A 20,767-nucleotide genomic window follows, 5' to 3' on the forward strand; every position below is an offset into this window, starting at 1 on the left:
TAATAGTTTATCCTTGGAGTAGGAGCAAAATACTCTTTTTCTAAGTTCAACTTTACAACATACATGGAGAGCATAACGGTATTGTATATTATTCTTGCTGCGATAGTAGCGTTAGGTATCGTTGGTTTTCAGTATATATATAAGCAGAAGGCTAAAAGCAAAATTCATTGGCTTTTAGCCTTCTTGCGTTTTTTAGGTGTTTTTGGATTGTTATTATTACTTGTTAATCCGAAATTTTCACAAAAATATTACACGCTAGAGAAACCTAATTTGGTTATTCTTGCTGATAATTCAACCTCCATTTCAGAGCAAAATAATGAGTTGCAGCAGTTAATTTCTGAACTAAAAGATTCTAAAGAAGTTACGGACAGGTTTAAAATAGCATCTTATAAATTTGGGTCAGAATTAGATGTTCTTGATAGTCTTTCGTTTACTGAGAAGAATACTAATATTTCCAAATCACTTTCTGCGCTAAAAAATGTTTACGCCCGTCAACAAAATGTGACTATTTTACTTTCAGATGGTAATCAAACTATTGGTGAAGATTATAGTTATTTTAAAACTGATCAGAATACTACAATTTATACAGTGGTATTAGGAGATACTACGAAGTACAAAGATATTTCAGTTGGTCCAATTTTAACGAACAAGTATGCATTTCTAAATAATAAATTTCCCTTGGAAACCTTTGTTTCATATCAAGGAAGTGCCACAGTTTCAACAACTGTAACGGTTAAAATGAATGATAAGGTGGTACATGAAGAAAACTTAAAGCTAGATGCTCAGGTTAACTTAAAGACTATAGCTATTGAGGTTGATGCCAATACCGTGGGGGTTAAAAACCTTACTGTAGAAGTCACTAAACTATCAGCCGAAAGAAATGTTAAGAATAACCGTAGGGGCACCAACATTGAAGTTATTGATGAAAAAACTAAGATTGCTTTAATTTCAGATATACTGCATCCAGATTTAGGAGCCCTTAAAAAATCTATTGAAAGTAATAAACAGCGAGAAGTAACTATTTTACAATCAGACACTCCAAATAGTATTTTGGAAGAAATTGACTTATTTGTTTTTTATCAACCTACGGTTAAGTTTAAAAACGTGTACGACTTTGCTAAAGCTAGGAACTCTAACACCTTTATTATAGCTGGAGCTAACACAGATTTTTCTTTTTTGAACACAGCTAAAGTTGGGTTAGAAATAGAAGATGGATATCCTGAGCAAGAAGTTTTTGGCTTATTGAACAATGGATTCACCAAATACGATATTTCTAAATTTGATTTATTTGATTTTCCTCCATTGGTAAGTGATGCCGGTCCTATTTTGATTACAACACCTTACCAAACCTTATTAGGCACACAGATAATGGGATTGGATGTGCAACAACCTTTGCTGGCTGTAATGGATGAAAATACAAGTAAACATGCTTTTTTGCTAGGAGAAAACCTTTGGAAGTGGAGGGTACAGACATTTAGGAACACAAAATCATTTGTCAATTTTGATGAATTTATCGGAAAGCTAATCCGTTATTTAACCAGTTCTAAGAATAAATCTAGATTAAATGTTTCATATGAGAAAGTATATGAGGGTAGTAGCAATACTTTAATAACAGCAACTTATTTTGATGAGGCCTTTATTTTCGATCCAAATGCTAAGTTGAAAATTAAAGTGACGAATAAGGAAACTACAAAGGTACAAACAAACCCAATGGTCTTAAAAAATGGCTATTTTGAGGCTGATCTCACTAACTTAATTGCGGGCTCTTATGACTTTATTGTTTCGGTAGAGAATGAACCTAAATCAGCGTCAGGTAGTTTTGTTATTTCAGAATTTGAGATGGAGAATCAGTTTGTGTCAAGTGATAATGTAAGATTGGAAAAACTTGCTTTGAATACAGGAGGAGCATTGTTTTATCCTTCCGATATTAAAAAGCTGATACAGGATCTGAAAGAAAATGATGCTTACGTAGCAACACAAAAAAGCACTGAAAATATTGTATCTTTGATTGATTTTAGACTGCTTTTAGCGCTTATAGTTTTTGGGTTTGCTGGGGAGTGGTTTATCAGAAAATATAACGGATTAATTTAAATAGACACGAATGGATAAGTTACCTAAGATTGCGTTGCCCGCAATATTTATTTTTATTGTAATAGTAATTGCTATTTCAAAATCAACAGTTACCATAGACTCCGGTAAATCAGGCGTTTTATATAAAACCTTTGGAGGGGGTGTTGTTACGGATGAACCGCCTATGGGTGAAGGATTTCACCTAGTAGCGCCATGGAATAGGGTTACTGTTTATGAAGTACGTCAACAAGAAGTACTTGAAAAAATGAATGTATTATCTAGTAATGGTTTGGATATTAAATTAGAAGCATCTGCTTGGTTTGAGCCTATCCGTAATGATTTAGGGAAATTACATCAAGAAAAAGGAGAGGATTATATTCAAAGAGTTTTACTCCCAACAATTAGATCGGCAGCCCGTTCTGTAGTTGGTCGTTATACTCCAGAGCAATTATACTCAAGTAAAAGAGACGCAATACAACAAGAAATTTTTGATGAAACTCAAAAAATTGTTTCTGGTCAGTATATTCAATTAAATGAAATTTTGGTTAGAGATGTAACTTTGCCACCAACCATTAAGGATGCCATTGAGAGAAAATTAAAACAAGAACAAGAGTCTTTAGAATATGAGTTTCGTTTAGTTACCGCTAAGAAAGAAGCGGAAAAAGTAACTATCGAAGCGCAAGGTAAAGCAGATGCTAACCGAATTCTAAGTGCTTCTTTAACAGATAAAATTCTTCAAGATAAAGGGATTGATGCGACATTGAAGTTATCTCAATCTCCAAACTCTAAAGTAATTGTAGTAGGTGGTGGAGAATCTGGTCTGCCTTTAATTTTAGGTAATAACTAAAACACGTACTTAGTTATTTTTGTTTCATTTTAAACTTTTGTTTTGTGAAATGGAAAATACCATTTACTTTTACAACATAATGAAAAACAGAACTACACATCATCATTTCCATATTCACGCTCAGGCGAGGTAGGAATGTATTGTAGTAGTGCAACATATTTAAAAACCCGTTTGAGCAATCAAACGGGTTTTGTATTTAAATCTCTTTTGGTTGCCAAGCTTTAAATTAAGAAAATGACAAAAATTAGAATTGCTATTCAGAAATCGGGAAGACTAAATGAGGAGTCCCTACAAATTTTAAAAGATTGCGGTATTTCCATAGATAACGGTAAAGATCAATTGAAGGCTTCATCTAGAAATTTTCCTATGGAAGTCTTTTATTTAAGAAATGGGGATATTCCACAATATTTAAGAGACGGAGTAGTAGATATAGCCATTATTGGTGAAAATGTGTTAATTGAAAAAGGAGAGGATATTTCAATTGCCGAAAGACTTGGTTTTTCTAAATGCAAAGTATCATTGGCAGTCCCAAAATCTGTGAAGTATAATTCTGTTCAAGATTTTCAAGGAAAACGTATAGCAACTTCTTACCCAAATACAGTATTGAACTACTTAAAAGGTAAAGGCGTAACGGCAGATTTGCACATTATAAATGGTTCTGTGGAGATTGCACCAAATATTGGTTTGGCAGATGCTATTTGTGACATTGTTTCTAGTGGTAGTACACTGTTCAAGAACAACTTAAAAGAAGTTGAAGTAATGCTTACTAGTGAAGCCGTACTTGCAGTTTCACCGAAAATAACTACAGAGCGAAAAGAATTGCTTGAAAAACTACAATTTAGAATCCAGTCGGTGTTAAGAGCTAGAGGATCTAAATATGTATTATTGAATGCCCCAAATGAAAAATTAGATGGCATTCTAAAACTTTTACCAGGAATGCGTAGTCCAACAGTATTACCTTTGGCAGATGAGGGTTGGAGTTCTGTACATACCGTAATTAATAAGGATAAGTTTTGGGAAGTTATAGACGAGTTAAAGAAAGCTGGCGCAGAAGGTATTCTAGTTTGCCCAATTGAGAAGATGGTATTGTAAGATAGTATCAAACACTAGGTATTAAGTATTATTTGGAATTGATAATTGTTCTTTGTTCTATTTACATTTTGTAAACCAACAACTATCAACGAACAACTAAATAAATAATGAATAAAATATATAACCCAGAGAGAGCAGATTGGAAGAAGGTGTTAAAACGCCCTACACAAACTGTTGCCGATATAGAAGGATTGGTGAATGGTATTTTCAAAGAGGTGGCCAGCGATGGCGATGAGATATTGAAAAAGTATACGGCACAATTCGATAAGGTTAGTTTAGATAACCTTTTAGTATCCGAAAGCGAAATTGAAGAAGCTAAATCGCTGGTTTCAGAGGAACTGAAAGCGGCTATTCAATTGGCTAAATCTAACATAGAAGTATTTCACAATGCTCAGAAAACGGGTAGGGTAGAAGTGGAAACTGCTGTGGGGGTTTCTTGTTGGCAAGAGAAAAGACCGATACAGAAAGTGGGCCTTTATATTCCGGGAGGAACGGCTCCTTTATTTTCAACAATACTAATGTTAGCGGTACCCGCTGCAATTGCGGGTTGCTCAGAAATAGTCCTGTGCTCACCACCGGATAATGAAGGAAAATTGAACCCTGCAATTCTATATACCGCAAATTTATGCGGAGTAACCAAAATTGTAAAAGTTGGGGGAATTCAGGCTATTGCCGGTATGACCTTTGGTACGGAGACAATACCTGAGGTGTATAAAATATTTGGTCCAGGTAATCAATATGTAACCGTCGCTAAACAAATAGCAACTAAATATGGAGTTGCCATAGACATGCCCGCTGGTCCATCAGAGCTTTTAGTTCTTGCCGATGATTCTGCGAATGCTGCTTTTGTGGCTTCAGATTTATTAAGTCAAGCTGAGCATGGTGTTGATAGTCAGGTAATTTTGGTGTCCACTTCTAAAGCTATGATAGATGCTGTAGAAATAGAAGTAGAAAATCAATTAGAAGATTTACCTAGAAAAGAAATTGCCAGGCAAGCCATTGCCAATAGTAAGTTGATTTATGTGGATAGCGATCAAGAAGCAATTGATTTAATCAACGAATACGGACCAGAACATTATATCATTTGTGCAGAAAATGAAGATTTTTATATAGCCAATACTCAGAATGCAGGTTCTGTTTTTATTGGAAATTATACGCCTGAAAGTGCTGGTGATTATGCTTCTGGTACCAACCATACTTTACCAACAAATGGCTATGCCAAACAGTATAGTGGTGTAAATTTGGATAGTTTTATGAAGAGTATGACCTTTCAAAAGATTAATGAAGAAGGTATTAAAACAATAGGGAAAGCAATTGAGCTAATGGCAGCGGCAGAAGGTTTACAAGCGCATAAAAATGCCGTGACCCTAAGATTAAATAGTTTAAAATAGTGTCATTTTGGCTACCCTCAATGACCCATACAGAATTGAAGTAATGAGTTTCAATCTAGATAATATAACAAGGGAGAATGTAAAGGGCTTAAGTCCGTATTCCTCTGCAAGAGACGAGTATGTTTCAGATGGTTCTACCATGGTTTTTTTAGATGCCAATGAGAACCCGTTCGAAAATGGAGTAAATAGGTATCCTGATCCACAACAACGAGGTTTAAAGGCTATTTTAGCGGAACAGAAAGATATTGAGGAAGAAAATATTCTGTTAGGAAATGGAAGTGATGAAGTACTGGATTTATTGTTCAGGGCTTTCTGTGAGCCTAAAGAAGATAATATTATTTCTTTGCCACCTACATACGGCATGTACAAAGTTCTTTCAGGCATCAATTTGGTAGAGAATAGAGAAGTTTTGTTAACGAACGATTTTCAACCCAACGTAGACAAAATTTTAAAAACGATCGATAGCAATACAAAACTATTGTTTATCTGCTCGCCTAATAATCCTACGGGGAATAGTTTTTCAACTCAGATAATAGAGGAGCTTTTAAACTCATTCAACGGACTGGTAGTAATTGATGAAGCCTATATCGATTTTTCATCCGAGGAAAGCTGGATATCCAAGCTTTCGGAACATCCTAACTTAATTGTAACGCAAACGTTGTCCAAGGCTTATGGTATGGCAGGTATCCGACTTGGGTTGTGTATGGCATCTTCGGAAATTATTGCTGTTTTAAATAAGATTAAACCTCCGTACAACGTAAATCAATTGACTCAAGATAAAGCTATTGAAAGAGTGTTAGATGTAGCATCTGTTGCGCAAGAAGTAAAAGATATCTTATCTGAAAGAGAAAAGTTAAGGGAAACCTTGAAAACGGTTTCTTTTGTACAAACAATATACGCTACTGATGCTAATTTTATATTGGCAAAAGTGGATAATGCCAACTTACGATATACCCAATTATTAGAAAAAGGAGTGGTAGTCAGAAATCGTACTACACAACCTTTGTGTGAGAATACCCTACGTTTTACAGTGGGTACGGCAGAAGAGAACAAATCATTAATTAGTGCATTAAAAACATTATCAAATTAATATGGGAAGTAAAAAACGAGTATTGTTCATAGACCGAGATGGTACTATTATCAAAGAAACGGTTGATGAACAGATTGATGCATTTGAGAAAATGATTTTCTACCCGAAGTCTTTTACATTTCTTGGTAAAATTGCCAAAGAACTGGATTATGAATTGGTGATGATTACCAATCAAGATGGATTAGGTACAGACGTGTTTCCTGAAGATACCTTTTGGCCTGTTCATAATTTCATTCTAAAATCCTTTGAAAATGAAGGGGTAGTTTTTGATAAAGTTTTTCTTGATAGAACTTTTCCGCATGAAAATGCCCCTACTAGAAAACCGGGCACTGGATTGTTGACTGAGTATTTCTCTGATGATTATGATTTAGAAAATTCTTTTGTTGTCGGTGACCGATTAACGGATATGGAATTGGCCAAAAACTTAGGTTCTAAAGGAATTTTTATAAATGATGAAACCAATCTGGGCACTGGAGAGATTACGGTAAAACGAGACGAGTTGGATAGCCACATTGCTATTGAAAGCAATGATTGGGAGAAGATTTATGAGTTCTTAAAATTAAAGGATAGAACGGCAGAAATCCATAGAAAAACCAATGAAACGGATATTGCCATAAAACTAAATCTTGAAGGTACCGGAAAAAGTGATATAAAAACCGGATTGGCATTTTTTGACCATATGTTAGACCAATTGGCACGTCATGGTCAAATGGATTTAACCATTAAAGTAGTTGGTGATTTAGAAGTGGATGAGCACCATACAATAGAAGATACCGGAATAGCCCTTGGTGAAGTATTCCATAACGCATTAGGTAATAAATTAGGTATAGAACGGTATGGTTTCTGTTTGCCAATGGATGACTGTTTAGCACAATCTGCAATCGATTTTGGAGGTAGAAATTGGTTGGTATGGGATGCAGACTTTAAGCGTGAAATGGTAGGTGATATGCCAACGGAAATGTTTTATCATTTCTTTAAATCGTTCACTGACGGGGCAAAAGCAAACCTTAACATTAAAGCAGAAGGCACCAACGAACATCACAAGATCGAAGCTATTTTTAAAGCCTTTGCAAAGAGCATTAAGATGTCTGTGAAGAGAGATGTGGAGAAGATGGTGTTACCGAGTACGAAAGGAGTCCTATAAAAATAGTACTAAGTATTAAGTACAAAGTATTAAGTCTTTTTTGAGATTTGCTTTGTACTTAATACTAAGTACTTAATACTAGTTTTGATGAAAATTGTAATAATAAATTACGGAGCAGGAAATATACAGAGCATTAAGTTTGCTATAAAACGCTTAGGTTACAATGCAGTTTTAAGCAATGATGTGGAGGAAATTAAAAATGCCGATAAAGTTATTTTCCCTGGTGTAGGCGAGGCGAGTAGTGCTATGCACAAACTTCGCTTTAGTGGTCTGGACAAATTAATTCCTACATTAAAACAACCTGTTTTAGGTATTTGTTTGGGTATGCAATTAATGTGTCACTCTTCTGAGGAGGGAAATACAAAAGGACTTAGCATTTTTGATGTTGCTGTCGTAAAGTTTAGTTCTTCAGTAAAGGTTCCTCAAATTGGGTGGAACCAGATTACGAATTTGAAATCTAAACTTTTTGAAGGTGTAACTGAAAAAGAACATATTTACCTAGTTCATAGTTTTTATGCTCCTTTATGTAACGAAACCATAGCAGAATGTTCTTATGGTATAAATTATAGCGCGGCCCTACAAAAGGATAATTTTTACGGTACTCAATTTCATCCGGAGAAATCTAGTAATGTGGGAGAGAAGATTTTGGAGAACTTTCTTTCTTTATAGTTTAGAGTACAAAGTAGTATGATTCATTTGTATGAATAATTATAGAGAACTACATATTTGGAATAAAGGAATGCAGCTTGTGGAAGATGTTTATTTTCTGGTTAAGAAGTTGCCTGATGACGAAAAGTTCGGGTTGATTTCTCAAATTAAAAGATGTAGTGTTTCTATTCCATCAAATATTGCTGAGGGTGCTGGCAGAAACTCTAAAAAAGAATTCGCCCGTTTTCTTAGCATTGCAAATGGTTCAACAACAGAATTAGAAACACAATTAATACTATCTGTTAACTTAAAATTTTTAACAGAAAAAGAGATAAATAATGCTTTGACATTATGCAAAGAAATAAAGAACATGAACTTTGCATTACAAAAGAAATTAAGATAACCAAAACTGGAGACTTTGTACTTAATATTAAGGACTTAGTACTTATTACTATAAAAAATGAGAATAATACCAGCCATAGATATCATAGACGGTAAATGTGTACGTCTTTCAAAAGGTGATTATAATACCAAGAAAATATATAACGAGAATCCGTTAGAGGTTGCGAAGGAGTTTGAAGCTCACGGAATTCAATATTTACATTTAGTTGATCTAGATGGCGCAAAATCTAAGCACATAGTCAACCATAGAGTATTAGAGCAGATAGCTTCTAAAACCAGTATAAAAATTGATTTTGGTGGCGGTCTAAAAACTGATGATGATTTGCGTATCGCCTTTGAAAGTGGTTCGCAGCAAATTACGGGCGGCAGTATTGCGGTTAAAGATCCTGATACTTTCCTTGGTTGGATAGAGAAACATGGTTCTGAAAAAATTATTCTTGGTGCAGATGCCATGGATGAAAAAGTAGCGGTTTCTGGCTGGTTAGAAGAATCTAAAGAAGAGTTGGTTCCGTTTATACAATCGTACCAAAGAAAAGGTATACAGTATATAATTTGTACAGATATCAGTAAAGATGGCATGTTAGAAGGTCCGTCTTTTGATTTATACTCAAAAATTATAAGTTCAACGGAAAAGGGAATAAAACTAATAGCTAGTGGTGGAATTTCTACTTTTGATGAACTTCCTAAACTTGCTGAAATGGGTTGTGAAGGTACTATTATTGGTAAAGCCATCTATGAAAATAGAATTAGCTTAAAGCAATTGGAAAATTATATTCTAGGCAATGGATAAAGAAGCGCAATTAATTGAAGAATTTGTAAAGAATGCATTGTACCGTATGGATGAGAGTACGCGTATGATTAAAAAAAGTCTAGCTGAAATTTCAGAAGAAGAAATGTGGCAAAAGCCGAATACTTCTTTAAACAGTGTGGCAAACCTTATACTTCATTTATGCGGTAACATGACCCAATACCTAATTTCTTCGTTGGGTGAAACAGAAGATAATAGAAATCGAGATACTGAGTTTTTAGTGAGTTCAGGACTAACGAAACAGGAGTTATTACAGAAATTAGAAGCTACTGTTGATACGGCAAAACGTATTATTTTTGATGTGAATCTAGATAAGTTGATAAAAGTAAGGTCAGTTCAAGGAATGTCCTTTTCAGGTATTGGACTGATCATGCATGCTGTAGAACATTATTCTTACCATACTGGTCAAATTGCTTTTTATGTGAAACTGATTAAGGAAAAGGATTTGGGATTTTATGATGGGGTAGATTTGAATATTAAAAATGAGTAACGAGAAAATAGTATCATGTATAGCGTACAGCGTATTAAGTACAAAGTAAGGGATACAGAATTGCATCAGGTATAAAACACCTGAAATTTAAATATTGATTTTATAATACTTATTACTAAGTACTTAATACTTTTAAAAAATGCTTGCAAAAAGAATAATTCCTTGTTTGGATATCAAAGATGGTAGAACCGTAAAAGGCGTGAATTTTGTTGATTTACGTGATGCGGGCGATCCAGTTGAGTTGGCTGAAATTTATAGTCGAGAAGGTGCAGATGAATTGGTCTTTTTAGACATATCTGCAACGGAACAAAAAAGAAAAACTTTAGCAGATTTAGTATATCGCGTAGCGGAAAAAGTAAATATTCCGTTTACTGTTGGTGGCGGAATTTCATCTGTTGAAGATGTAGATGTTTTGCTGCATAATGGTGCCGATAAAGTTTCTATAAATTCATCTGCCGTTAAGAATCCGCAGTTGATCAATGATTTGGTAGCTAAATTTGGCTCGCAATGTATTGTGGTGGCTATAGATGCTAAACAGATAGATGGAGAGTGGATAGTGCATTTAGTGGGTGGCAAAGTACCTACAGAGCGTAAATTATTTGAATGGGCAAAAGAAGTAGAGGAACGCGGAGCAGGAGAAATTTTATTTACATCAATGGATAATGACGGTACCAAAGACGGATTTGCAAATGAAGCTTTAGCGAGATTGTCAACAGAGTTGAATATTCCAATAATTGCTTCAGGAGGAGCAGGGAACAAACAGCATTTTTCCGATACCTTTATTGATGGAAAAGCTGATGCAGCTCTAGCAGCAAGTGTTTTTCACTTTAAAGAAATAGGGATTCAAGAATTAAAACAAGAATTACAAGGAAATGGGATTCCGGTGAGAATTTAGTTTTCAGTGGTTAGTTGGCTGTATTAGTTTACAGTTTTGACAAACGAAATGTCACTTCGGCTACGCTCAGTGACCCATTTTAAAATTGAAGGTTTAAAGTATAATAAAATTAGAATACAATACATATGGAGTTTAATACACCAAATTGGGAAAAAATGAGTGACGGATTAGTACCTGCGATCATACAAGATGCACGTACTAAAAATGTATTAATGCTGGGTTATATGAATGCAGACGCATTAGCAAAGACTACGGAAACAGGAAAAGTAACTTTCTTTAGTCGTTCTAAACAGCGCTTATGGACCAAAGGAGAGGAGAGTGGCAACTTCCTAAATCTAGTCTCGATCAAGAACGATTGTGATAATGATTCTCTTTTAATTACAGTGAATCCTGTCGGACCTACTTGTCATACAGGAACAGATACGTGTTGGAATGAAGAAAACAATTCACAATTCGGATTCTTTTCTGAGTTAGAAGATACTATTAAAGAAAGACGAACAAGTGCCGACGATAGTAAATCTTACGTAGCTTCATTGTTTAAAAAAGGTATTAATAAAGTAGCCCAAAAAGTAGGGGAGGAAGCTGTTGAAACGGTTATTGAAGCAATGGATAATAATGATGAACTATTCTTGTATGAAAGTGCAGATTTGTTATTTCACTACTTAATGTTATTACAAGCAAAAGGCTTTACCCTTAAAGATATTGAAGCCGAGCTAATGAAACGAAAAAAGTAAAATATACTTTAATATATTCTAACACCAATACCTATTTGATTGCTGTATATGCTGTTAAATAGGTGTTTGCTTTTAGTGTAGTGGTATCAGAACCTAATTTGTTTCGTAATTCCCATTTTAAATGTTCATAAACATTTTCTTTACCCAATACGGTGGCAATACTGGTATAATTATCTTTTGCCGATAATAGCAAATGAGCCATATCAGAAATTTTGATATCAAAAATTATGGATTCCCTATAACTTTTATTAATAGCAATTGAATTTAAATCAAGACCGGAAAAATTAGTTTGATGATCATAAACGTCATTATTGACTGCTGTATTGTTAATTCCTAATAAGGTAAAAGTGTCTTTCATAAGTACTTCAAAATCATATAAAATGATGGTAGCTATCGGTTTAGATACCCTTATAACTTCATCAAGTAATTTTTGTGATTTTGCATAAAATAAAGATCCGGCAAACGTAATGATATCAAAACTATCATTGTCAAAATCTAGAATATTGGTCTGCATGATTTGGTAAGTTACACCAGTGTGAATAATGGACTTTTCTATCATTTCTTTACTTGTGTCAACACCAACCACCTTTTCACAATGATCAAATAGACTAATGGCAGACTGTCCTGTACCGCATCCTATATCTAATCCGTAATTGAATTTATCATCAACATTTAGGTAAGATTTTAATATTTGAGAATGTAAAGAGGGTCTATAAGCTGCGTAATGTCTTGCGGTAATACTATCGTACTCTTTTGCCATATCTTACAAAAATCTTTCCATGATTATAAAATCAATTCCGCCTTTTACATAGGTTTTATGGGTCTCTTTCATCCCAAATTTGGTATAAAAATCACTTTTGTTAAGTCTGGCATTACACCAAATTCTGGTAATGGATTTTTTCTTAGCTATGAGCATAATTTCTTTTAGTAGTAAGCTACCATACCCTTTTCCTTGAAAGATTTTTAAAGTAGCAAATTTTCTAAATTGAGCTTCGCCACTATTTACAAATAAGGAAATTACAGAAATTAATTTGCCGTCTAAAAATAGACCATAATGCTTACCCTCATCATCCTTTGGCAATTTTACATAATCAATTGGTTTATTTGGCCACATTACCTGATGTCGTATTAGTAAGGTGGCATCAGCAGTAATTTCTATGATTTTTGGGGTCATATACCTATGGGCATTTTCTATTTCAAAGGTAATTACGTTTTAGAGGTTATTCAAGCACTAAACAATCTTGAACCTTCCCAATAAGAACCCATTTGAAATTTATAGGTGACCATACTTCTTTTCTACTATTAATATTAGAATCTTTATCCTTTATATACACTTGGGCATCTTTTGTAAATACATGCTGGGTGTCAATAACTTCTTGGGAATACACTTTATTAGATTTCTTCTTTTTGATCATTTCACGTTTTTCTTATAACGGTTACGGCCCATATTAAATATACCAACCTTTATACCAAGACCGGCAGAGAAGCCGCTAATACGGGTAATTCTAGTTGGAGGTAAATCTATTTTACTGGAATAAAGATATTTTACACCTGCCTCTAATTGTAAGTATCTTGATATATTGAATAATGCGCTTATGCCAGCTTCAGAAACAAATATGGCGTCTACTTCATCTTTGGTAAGATTATCTCCAAAACTATCGTTTTCTCTGTACGTATCATCTTCTATGTAGCCTACCGCACCGGCTCCAAACATTAGTGGAAAAGATAAATTAACACGTCTTTTGCTAAAAAAGATGGGCTCTAAATGTAACCCGCCATAAGCGCCAATTAGGTTTTCATTTCTTGAAAGGTTGCTGTTATATATATCTTGTTTGGAGAATAAAAAGTTGGTGGCAAAACCTACTTCAAATTTTTGATTGGCAACATAGGCAACTTTTAATCCCCCATTGTATGCATTTTTGCCATCTATTTCACCAATGCCCATATTTATACCAATATAGACGCCGTGTACTACATTATTTCGATCATTAAATTCTAGGTACTCGCCGTTTTCTTCTTGACCGTATGAGACTAAGTTGAAAACAAGAAATAATAAGAGAAGGCTGAACTGTAATGGCCTCATTACTGTTTGTATTTTAGAATGGTTATTGTAAAGACAACGGAAATTTCTAATAGTTGCATCAAAAACCATTTTTTTTAATAAACCAATATTTTTATGATTTGTTGTGTTGTATTAAGATTTAATAAGTTTGATTATAGGTATCCGTTGCTCCCCAGGAATCTAAACCTAATAAAATGTTTTTAAGTGATTTTCCACGATCACTTAAATCATATTCTACTTTCGGTGGTACCACGGGAAAAACCACCCGGGTTACCAATTTGTCTTTTTCTAATTCTCTAACCGTTTGGGTGAACATTTTATTGGAAATACCTGGTATCTTTTTCTGAAGCACACCAGAGCGCAACGGACCTTCTAATAGATGAAAGAGTACAATTGGTTTCCATTTGGTACCAATTAAATTCATTGTATGGTCTAAGGGACAGAAATTTTTTGAATTCATATAAAGTATAACTTACTGTAAATCATTAATTTACTCTTTTTGGTTACTATGGTACTTTTTGGTAAGTTATTGCCAATAAGGCAAATATAAATTTATTTTGTATTAAAATTAGAACTATGGATACTAAAAAAGAATACCCAAAATCATTTTCTCATATAGGTTTAACCGTTCCAGATATAAAGAAAGCAGTAGAATTTTACTCAGAAGTAATGGGATGGTATGTAATCATGAAACCTTCTAAAATTAAAAAAGATAAAGAATCAGCAATAGGTTTAATGTGTATTGATGTCTTTGGCAATAATTGGGAAGAGTTTGAAATTGCACATATGGCTACATCTGATGGAATTGGAGTAGAATTATTTTCCTTTCCTAACGGGGTAAAAGAAGCACCAGAATTCAATCCGTTCAACACAGGATTATTTCATTTTTGTATTCAAGATCCAAATATAGAAGATTTGGTAGCTAAAATTGTGTACCATGGAGGTAAACAACGTATGCCTATTCGTTCTTACTATCCTAAAGACAAACCTTATAAAATGTGTTATGTAGAAGATCCTTTTGGTATTGTGTTTGAAGTCTATACACACAGCTATGAATTAACGTATTCTTCTGGTGCGTATACAGAATAGCTTAAAAAGTTAATGTTAAAAAAAGCGATTGGTTGCATAAAGTTAACTTATCGCTTTTTTTAATTAACATTTAAACGACCAATATTTAATCATATATCATCATAAAATTAGCCTTATTTTTTATATATTTAGTTGTTCCTCAGACTGTTTCATTTTAAATCGCCACCAAACTATGAAATCATCTGCTACTATTGTTAAAGTATTTTTATTAGGTCTAATCTGGCTACTTTTTACATCATTTCTTGAAACTCCTAATGGTAATAAATTAGCTACTGCTAATAATACCAAACTATTGGAGCTAAATACAGACGGACTCTATTACGCCGAGTTTTACGATTATATTTTCCGTGGTCATTTTGAAGAGCTTGATATAGCAAGGGATGACATGCAGTTTCTAATGATTTTTAGCCAGTACTTAAGAGCTTACGGTGCACAATGTTCTGGTGCTTTGCCTAGCAACAAAGTGGAAATTATGAATGAAGAATGTGCTACGGAAGAGGTTACAAGAAATGGATGGGGAGATGTCGTTAGTAGGGTGTGTATTAAGTATGTTTGGGTAGGTAGCGGACTTTACGCAAAACCAGGATTGTATGAGGCGTATGGAGAGATCGATCAAATACAACGATCAAAAGGATTAGGTACCATGATGAAAATGATTACCGATCCCAATAGTATGGGAAATTCGGTAGATATGATGCATAAAACCAATGGACTTAAAAATGATATGGTCAAGATATTTAAACTTAATACTTGTCAAAGTCCGGGTTTACAAAGATTTGAAGAAAACTTGAAATTGTTTGCCCTGAACAAGCCTGGTATACGAATGGATGAAGCAAGTAAGTATACGACCATGAAAAAATCTGGCGGGCCAACCGGTAACCAAGACTATGCTAAACTAATAGATGACTTGGTGTATGACCAAGCTAAAACATGGTCTTTTAATAGATATACCTCGGGTAGTATTTCTGGTGTAACTACTTCGTCTCGTGATAAGCAAGGTAGGCCTGTAGAATTAAGCGCCAGTTATAGCTTTTCTGGATTTAGCGGTAATAGCAAAGGTTCTGTTCGTATTGTTTTTAAAAACGGATTGCCCAATTGTATTTATTTTTATGATTTTCCACAGAACTGTAAATCACCTAATAGTAGTATTTTATCAGCCTATGCCCAAGGAGAATATACATATTAAAGAACAAAGCTTTTCAGGTTGTGGACATTGTTTATAATTCATTCAATACAATGACTCCCTTTTTACCGGAAATTGAAATCTCTCCGTTTCCATTTTTTCCATAATAAGCTTTAATTTCTCGTAATTTTTTACCCTTGTCCAACATTTTAGAATCAACGTCATGAAAAGCTTTTGGTAACCTAACCAAGCCTTCTTCTAATGTAGCCGAGAAAAGATGTGGAAAATTTAATACGTTAATACGTATTTCAGATGATTCTTGTGCTATATCTATTTTTGAATTGGCATTATGAACACTTTCAACCCATAAATCTGATATCTTTAAATTTAAATCAATATCCTTTTGTAAATGATGTATGCGTAGTTTACTAAATTTAAGGTTACCGTATAACATTCGTACTTCTTTAATATCGACTTCATCTTTGTTAGAATAAAATTCTAAAGATTCCACTTGCTGAATGTCAATGCTACTACCACTGCTATTTAAACGTAACGAATTTGCATAGGCCATATCTAAACCGCCATTATTTATAACTATGTTGGCGTTGTTAATACCTTTAGCTCTCATTTTCCCATATTTCATAGTAATGTCTGCCTTGTTCAGGTTGTTGTTCATCCACATATCGCCATGTTGTACATTTGCCACTAGTATTCCTACCCAGTCCTCCATAAAAACATCGCCAAATTTATTGTTGATTTTTATTGCAAGTCTTTTTGGCACATATACTTTGTAATCTATCCGTACATTACCTCTGTCAAAATCAAACGGATTAGCTTTTTCAAAGAGGTTAGAAAAGAATCCTAAGTTTTTATCGGCTATTTCATAATTGACGTTTAATTGTGTATCACTATGCGTAATTAAAGGGCTTATGCGCTGTAACAACTCATTTGCATTTTCCTTTTTCTTATCGGTCACTGTAATATTTACGGTGATAGAAACTTCTTCTTTCTCCCAGCCGTAGATATTTATGTTACCATATTTATTTTCTAAAAGTAATTCTCCCGAGGGACTGAACGGGTAGTTCCGGGTAATTTTTTTAGAAACTTTTTCTTGTGCTATGGCTGTAAAACCAACAACCATCGCTAGTGCGAAAAGCTTTAGTTTTTTACAAAATATATCCATAATGATCGTCTTTTATTTTAGATTCGTTTAGCTGCTGCAACAAATTCTCAATGAGTTCTATTCGCTTTCTGTAATTAGATACTATGGCTTCAAGAACTTGTTCGTTGTCAAGACTACTATGCATTTCAAGTATCAAATCGTTATATTCTTCATCTAGCTCTACCATAAAGGATAGGAATTCTTCTTTATCTGCCTTAGAAAGTTGTTTGTTTTTTTCTACCAATTGTACTTGGTACGTCACCAAGCCTTTGTAGTGCATATCTATATCCTGTAATTCTTGTGATATCTCATTGGTCTGGGAATTGCCATTACCAAAGAAGGTAAGGTTCACCATGGTTGCTATACCTATTAGAATTAAAACACTGGCGGCCTTACCAATCATTGGCGATTTCCAAAGAGGTATTACTTTTGGTTTATTTGTTGGTAAGTGTGGTTCTATATGCGCCCAAATTTTTGCACGGTCTGCTTTGTGGTCATTGAATACCTGCTTGTTATCGCGTATATATTTTTCAAATTGGTCCATTATAATGTGTTTATAATTTCTACTAGTTTCTTTTTGGCCCTATGGTATTGAGATTTTGAAGTAGATATCGTAATACCCAATACGTCGCTTATTTCATTATGGTCATAACCTTCTATTAGGTAAAGGTTTATTATCTGTCTATAGCCTACCGGAAGTTTTTCAATTCCGGATTTCACTTTAAACATATTTATAGTATCGACTTTTTCATACTCCACCTCGTCCGTTAGGTGGTATTCATGATTATCTATTGTAGTAAGTGGTATGCGTTTAACTTTTAAATGGTTGATACTTTTATTAATGACAATGCGCTTTAACCACGATCCGAAAGTTGATTCATATTTAAATTTTTCTAGATTTTTAAATGCATCTACAAAACTATCTTGCACAATATCTTCGGCATCTTCCTTTATACCTAAAAAGCGCATACTTACATTATACATTGCATCTACGTAGAGCTCGTACAGTTGATACTGTGCGGTTCTATCGCCAGACTTGCTGCGTTCAACAAGAGATCGATGTGTAAAACGAATTTCGGTTTCCAATGAATTTATACCGTTGATGGTGTGCTAAACTTGGTTTCTTTTATAAAGACAATAAAAAATAATGATAGTTGCATTTCAACCAAATTAAACACTAAAAGTAGGGGTATTAAGATAGTGTGATTATTGCGCTACACTGTTAGCATTTTCTTAAAATTGCTTTTTAATGCAACTTTTTTAAAATTATGTTGTCAATTAGGGTGTTCATCAATCAATTAAAATAAGATATGATACAAAAACGAAAACAGAAAATAAGTTATAGTTGGCAGAAAGCCATGAGCATTATTGTTTTGCTACTTGCCTATGCTCAAATTATGGCTCAGGAAAACTACACCATAAGTGGTAAAATTACCGATATAGCAAATGGAGAAACTCTTTTTGGCGCATCTGTATTCTTAGAAGGAACAACCATTGGGGTTGTTACCAATGAATACGGATTTTATTCTATTACTGCCCCAGAAGGGAAGTACCGTTTACTTATTAGTTATATAGGTTATGCAGATATTAAACAGGAAGTAAACCTCATTAGAAATCAGAATTTCAATTTTGAAATTTCTGAAACTTCCACAAAATTAGATGAAGTAGAAGTTACGGCACAGGAGTCTGAAATTGCCGTATTACGTAAACCAGAAATGAGTGTTCTTAAAATGAACATTGAAACTGTTAAACAAATGCCCGTGGTTTTGGGCGAAGTAGATATACTTAAATCTTTACAAATGCTTCCCGGTGTTACCAATAATGGTGAGGGTACAGGTGGCTTTCATGTTAGAGGTGGTGCCGGAGATCAAAATCTGGTGTTATTAGATGAGGCCATTATTTACAATACATCACATATGTTCGGTTTTTTCTCAGTCTTCAATGCAGATGCCATCAAAGATGTAAAACTGTACAAAGGCGGTATACCTGCCAGATATGGCGGTCGTGTTTCTTCAGTGTTAGATGTACGGCAGAAAGATGGTAACAGTAAACGATTTGCCGCCACTGGTGGTATTGGTATAATTTCTAGCCGTTTGGCTATTGAAGCCCCATTATTCAATGATAAAGGGTCTTTTTTAATTGCTGGTAGACGCTCATATGCCGATCTTTTATTAAAAGCCGCAGGGGAAGATAACAGTGTTAGTTTTTATGATTTAAACTTAAAAACGAATTATAAAATAAATTCTAACAATAGACTTTATCTTTCAGGATATTTTGGTAGGGATGCTTTTGAATTGGGAGAGAATTTTAGCAGTTCTTATGGAAACTCAACCGCTAATCTACGTTGGAACCATATTTTTAACGACAAGCTCTTTTCTAATCTTTCTGCTGTGTATAGTAAGTACGATTATGAACTAGGTATTACTTCGGCAGAGTTTGATTGGATCTCTGCTATCACTAATTACAATCTAAAATATGATTTTAAGTATTACCTCAGTGATATATTTAAATTAGATTTTGGCGCAAGTGGTATTCGGTATGAATTTGATCCCGGAGAAATTAAACCAACCACAGAAACATCATCTGTGAACCCTAGATTGTTAGATGAAAAGAAAGCACTGGAAACGGGAGTATACATAGATGCCGAACATAAACTGACCCAAAAACTAACCGCCCAGTATGGATTACGTTACAGCGCTTTTTCTAGACTTGGCGGTCAGCCATTGGCAACATATGCCAATGACCAGCCGGTAGTCTACAATACAGACCTTGGTATATACGAACGTGGAACCCAAGTGGGACAAACGGTCTATGATAAAGGTGATGCCATTAAAACCTTTGGAAATCTAGAGCCTAGGGCTTCTTTAGCGTATTCCATAAATGACAACGCTTCTTTTAAAGCCGGGTTCTCTAGGGTAGCGCAATACATTCACCTATTATCGAATACCTCATCTGCCACACCTTTAGATGTATGGGCACCTAGCGGAGAGTTTATTGATCCACAATTATCTAATCAATATGCATTGGGGTATTTTCGCAACTTTAAGAACAAAGCCTATTCCATAGAGGCAGAAATCTATTTCAAGAATACAGATAACAGAATAGATTATATAGATGGGTCAGATTTAATTGGGCAAAATAACATTGAAACCGAAATTTTAAAAGGAGAATCTAGAGCATACGGTTTAGAGCTTTTATTTCGTAAAAATGAAGGGAAATTTACAGGGTGGATTTCTTATACCCTTTCTAAATCCGAACAAAGAACTCCGGGAGGTACTGCAGGGGGACTAGGGATTAACGATGGTGAATGGTACAATACTCCGTATGATAGAACGCATGATGTTTCAATTTCAGGTTCTTATAAATTAAATGAAAAATGGAGCTTTGGAACCAATCTAGTTTTCCAGACCGGTAGACCGGTTACCTACCCCAATGGTCAGTATGAGTATGAGGGGATTTCCATAGCCAGTTATTCCGATAGAAATTCTGATAGATTGCCGGCATATCACCGTTTAGATGTATCAGTGAATTACAAACCCAACAAAAAGCCCGATGCTAAATTAAAAGGGGAGTGGGTACTAGGAATTTATAATGCCTATAACCGTAAAAACGCAGCATCTGTTTCATTTGGTCAAAATATAGAAACCGGAGCAAATGAAGCTACCAGAACCGCTATATTCGGTATTGTACCATCTATCACCTATAACTTTAAATTTTAAT

Annotated in this window: 23 protein-coding genes; 15 read left to right on the forward strand and 8 right to left on the reverse strand. The window is 34.5% G+C overall.

The features are described from left to right. Positions 1–63 precede the first annotated feature (63 nt). From BW936_RS15800 to hisIE, 12 genes are all read left to right on the forward strand, one after another. The gene (locus BW936_RS15800) at positions 64–2,091 is read left to right on the forward strand and encodes a vWA domain-containing protein (protein ID WP_076549998.1); all 2,028 of its coding nucleotides are present in this window, start codon (positions 64–66) and stop codon (positions 2,089–2,091) included. 10 nt (positions 2,092–2,101) lie between these two features. Then, positions 2,102–2,917, forward strand: a complete 816-nt coding sequence (locus BW936_RS15805; protein WP_076550000.1) for a prohibitin family protein — start codon at positions 2,102–2,104, stop codon at positions 2,915–2,917. A 234-nt stretch (positions 2,918–3,151) separates the two neighbouring features. Next, positions 3,152–4,009: an ATP phosphoribosyltransferase gene (gene hisG / locus BW936_RS15810; RefSeq protein ID WP_076550002.1), complete on the forward strand. Its 858-nt coding sequence runs from the start codon at positions 3,152–3,154 to the stop codon at positions 4,007–4,009. Between the two features lie 107 nt (positions 4,010–4,116). Next, a complete protein-coding gene (gene hisD / locus BW936_RS15815) occupies positions 4,117–5,400 on the forward strand; it encodes a histidinol dehydrogenase (protein WP_076550004.1) in 1,284 nt (427 codons plus the stop codon). Between the two features lie 43 nt (positions 5,401–5,443). Then, complete coding sequence (hisC, locus tag BW936_RS15820; RefSeq protein WP_076550006.1) at positions 5,444–6,490, forward strand: histidinol-phosphate transaminase; 1,047 nt, start codon at positions 5,444–5,446, stop codon at positions 6,488–6,490. Between the two features lies 1 nt (position 6,491). Then, complete coding sequence (hisB, locus tag BW936_RS15825) at positions 6,492–7,634, forward strand: bifunctional histidinol-phosphatase/imidazoleglycerol-phosphate dehydratase HisB (RefSeq protein WP_076550008.1); 1,143 nt, start codon at positions 6,492–6,494, stop codon at positions 7,632–7,634. An 87-nt stretch (positions 7,635–7,721) separates the two neighbouring features. Further along, positions 7,722–8,303: an imidazole glycerol phosphate synthase subunit HisH gene (hisH, locus tag BW936_RS15830; RefSeq protein ID WP_076550011.1), complete on the forward strand. Its 582-nt coding sequence runs from the start codon at positions 7,722–7,724 to the stop codon at positions 8,301–8,303. 31 nt (positions 8,304–8,334) lie between these two features. Next, on the forward strand, positions 8,335–8,685 hold the full coding sequence (locus BW936_RS15835; protein ID WP_076550014.1) for a four helix bundle protein: 351 nt from the start codon (positions 8,335–8,337) through the stop codon (positions 8,683–8,685). Between the two features lie 57 nt (positions 8,686–8,742). Continuing rightward, complete coding sequence (gene hisA / locus BW936_RS15840; RefSeq protein WP_076550016.1) at positions 8,743–9,474, forward strand: 1-(5-phosphoribosyl)-5-[(5-phosphoribosylamino)methylideneamino]imidazole-4-carboxamide isomerase; 732 nt, start codon at positions 8,743–8,745, stop codon at positions 9,472–9,474. Beyond that, positions 9,467–9,982, forward strand: coding sequence for a DinB family protein (locus tag BW936_RS15845; RefSeq protein WP_076550018.1), 516 nt, complete (start codon positions 9,467–9,469; stop codon positions 9,980–9,982). Before hisA ends, BW936_RS15845 begins: the two co-directional genes overlap by 8 nt. Positions 9,983–10,121: 139 nt before the next feature. Beyond that, positions 10,122–10,877, forward strand: coding sequence for an imidazole glycerol phosphate synthase subunit HisF (gene hisF, locus BW936_RS15850; RefSeq protein WP_076550021.1), 756 nt, complete (start codon positions 10,122–10,124; stop codon positions 10,875–10,877). Between the two features lie 125 nt (positions 10,878–11,002). After that, complete coding sequence (gene hisIE / locus BW936_RS15855; RefSeq protein WP_208611135.1) at positions 11,003–11,611, forward strand: bifunctional phosphoribosyl-AMP cyclohydrolase/phosphoribosyl-ATP diphosphatase HisIE; 609 nt, start codon at positions 11,003–11,005, stop codon at positions 11,609–11,611. A gap of 31 nt (positions 11,612–11,642) precedes the next feature. Here hisIE and BW936_RS15860 read toward each other — a convergent pair whose 3' ends face one another. The 5 genes from BW936_RS15860 to BW936_RS15880 form a co-directional block, all read right to left on the reverse strand. Then, entirely contained in the window at positions 11,643–12,371 is a 729-nt protein-coding gene (locus BW936_RS15860) for a class I SAM-dependent methyltransferase (RefSeq protein ID WP_076550027.1), read from the reverse strand. 3 nt (positions 12,372–12,374) lie between these two features. After that, a complete protein-coding gene (locus tag BW936_RS15865) occupies positions 12,375–12,785 on the reverse strand; it encodes a GNAT family N-acetyltransferase (protein WP_076550029.1) in 411 nt (136 codons plus the stop codon). A 46-nt stretch (positions 12,786–12,831) separates the two neighbouring features. Beyond that, positions 12,832–13,026: a hypothetical protein gene (locus BW936_RS15870; protein WP_076550032.1), complete on the reverse strand. Its 195-nt coding sequence runs from the start codon at positions 13,024–13,026 to the stop codon at positions 12,832–12,834. Beyond that, the gene (locus tag BW936_RS15875) at positions 13,023–13,694 is read right to left on the reverse strand and encodes a hypothetical protein (protein WP_076550034.1); all 672 of its coding nucleotides are present in this window, start codon (positions 13,692–13,694) and stop codon (positions 13,023–13,025) included. Before BW936_RS15875 ends, BW936_RS15870 begins: the two co-directional genes overlap by 4 nt. A 118-nt stretch (positions 13,695–13,812) precedes the next feature. After that, on the reverse strand, positions 13,813–14,133 hold the full coding sequence (locus tag BW936_RS15880; RefSeq protein WP_076550037.1) for a winged helix-turn-helix transcriptional regulator: 321 nt from the start codon (positions 14,131–14,133) through the stop codon (positions 13,813–13,815). A 116-nt stretch (positions 14,134–14,249) separates the two neighbouring features. On the opposite strand from BW936_RS15880, the gene BW936_RS15885 reads away from it, so the two are divergent. Both BW936_RS15885 and BW936_RS15890 read left to right on the forward strand, forming a co-directional pair. Further along, complete coding sequence (locus BW936_RS15885; RefSeq protein ID WP_076550040.1) at positions 14,250–14,762, forward strand: VOC family protein; 513 nt, start codon at positions 14,250–14,252, stop codon at positions 14,760–14,762. A 172-nt stretch (positions 14,763–14,934) separates the two neighbouring features. Beyond that, on the forward strand, positions 14,935–15,948 hold the full coding sequence (locus BW936_RS15890; RefSeq protein ID WP_076550041.1) for a hypothetical protein: 1,014 nt from the start codon (positions 14,935–14,937) through the stop codon (positions 15,946–15,948). Positions 15,949–15,979: 31 nt separating this feature from the next. Here the strand turns inward: BW936_RS15890 and BW936_RS15895 are convergent, their stop codons facing one another. Genes BW936_RS15895 through BW936_RS15905 form a run of 3 tightly spaced genes read right to left on the reverse strand, consistent with a single transcriptional unit; the run spans position 15,980 to position 18,133 of the window. After that, positions 15,980–17,068 carry a hypothetical protein gene (locus BW936_RS15895; protein ID WP_143744191.1) on the reverse strand — a complete coding sequence of 363 codons (1,089 nt, stop codon included), beginning with the start codon at positions 17,066–17,068 and terminating at the stop codon, positions 15,980–15,982. Then, entirely contained in the window at positions 17,052–17,591 is a 540-nt protein-coding gene (locus BW936_RS15900; protein ID WP_076550047.1) for a hypothetical protein, read from the reverse strand. Before BW936_RS15900 ends, BW936_RS15895 begins: the two co-directional genes overlap by 17 nt. Then, entirely contained in the window at positions 17,591–18,133 is a 543-nt protein-coding gene (locus BW936_RS15905; protein ID WP_076550049.1) for an RNA polymerase sigma factor, read from the reverse strand. The genes BW936_RS15900 and BW936_RS15905 overlap by 1 nt, the downstream gene beginning before the upstream one ends. Before the next feature lie 224 nt (positions 18,134–18,357). Between BW936_RS15905 and BW936_RS15910 the strand changes: the two genes are divergently transcribed. Further along, entirely contained in the window at positions 18,358–20,766 is a 2,409-nt protein-coding gene (locus tag BW936_RS15910) for a TonB-dependent receptor (RefSeq protein ID WP_084182111.1), read from the forward strand. The last annotated feature ends 1 nt before the right edge of the window (position 20,767 follow it).

Source organism: Maribacter ulvicola (assembly GCF_900155985.1).
Taxonomy (GTDB): domain Bacteria; phylum Bacteroidota; class Bacteroidia; order Flavobacteriales; family Flavobacteriaceae; genus Maribacter; species Maribacter ulvicola.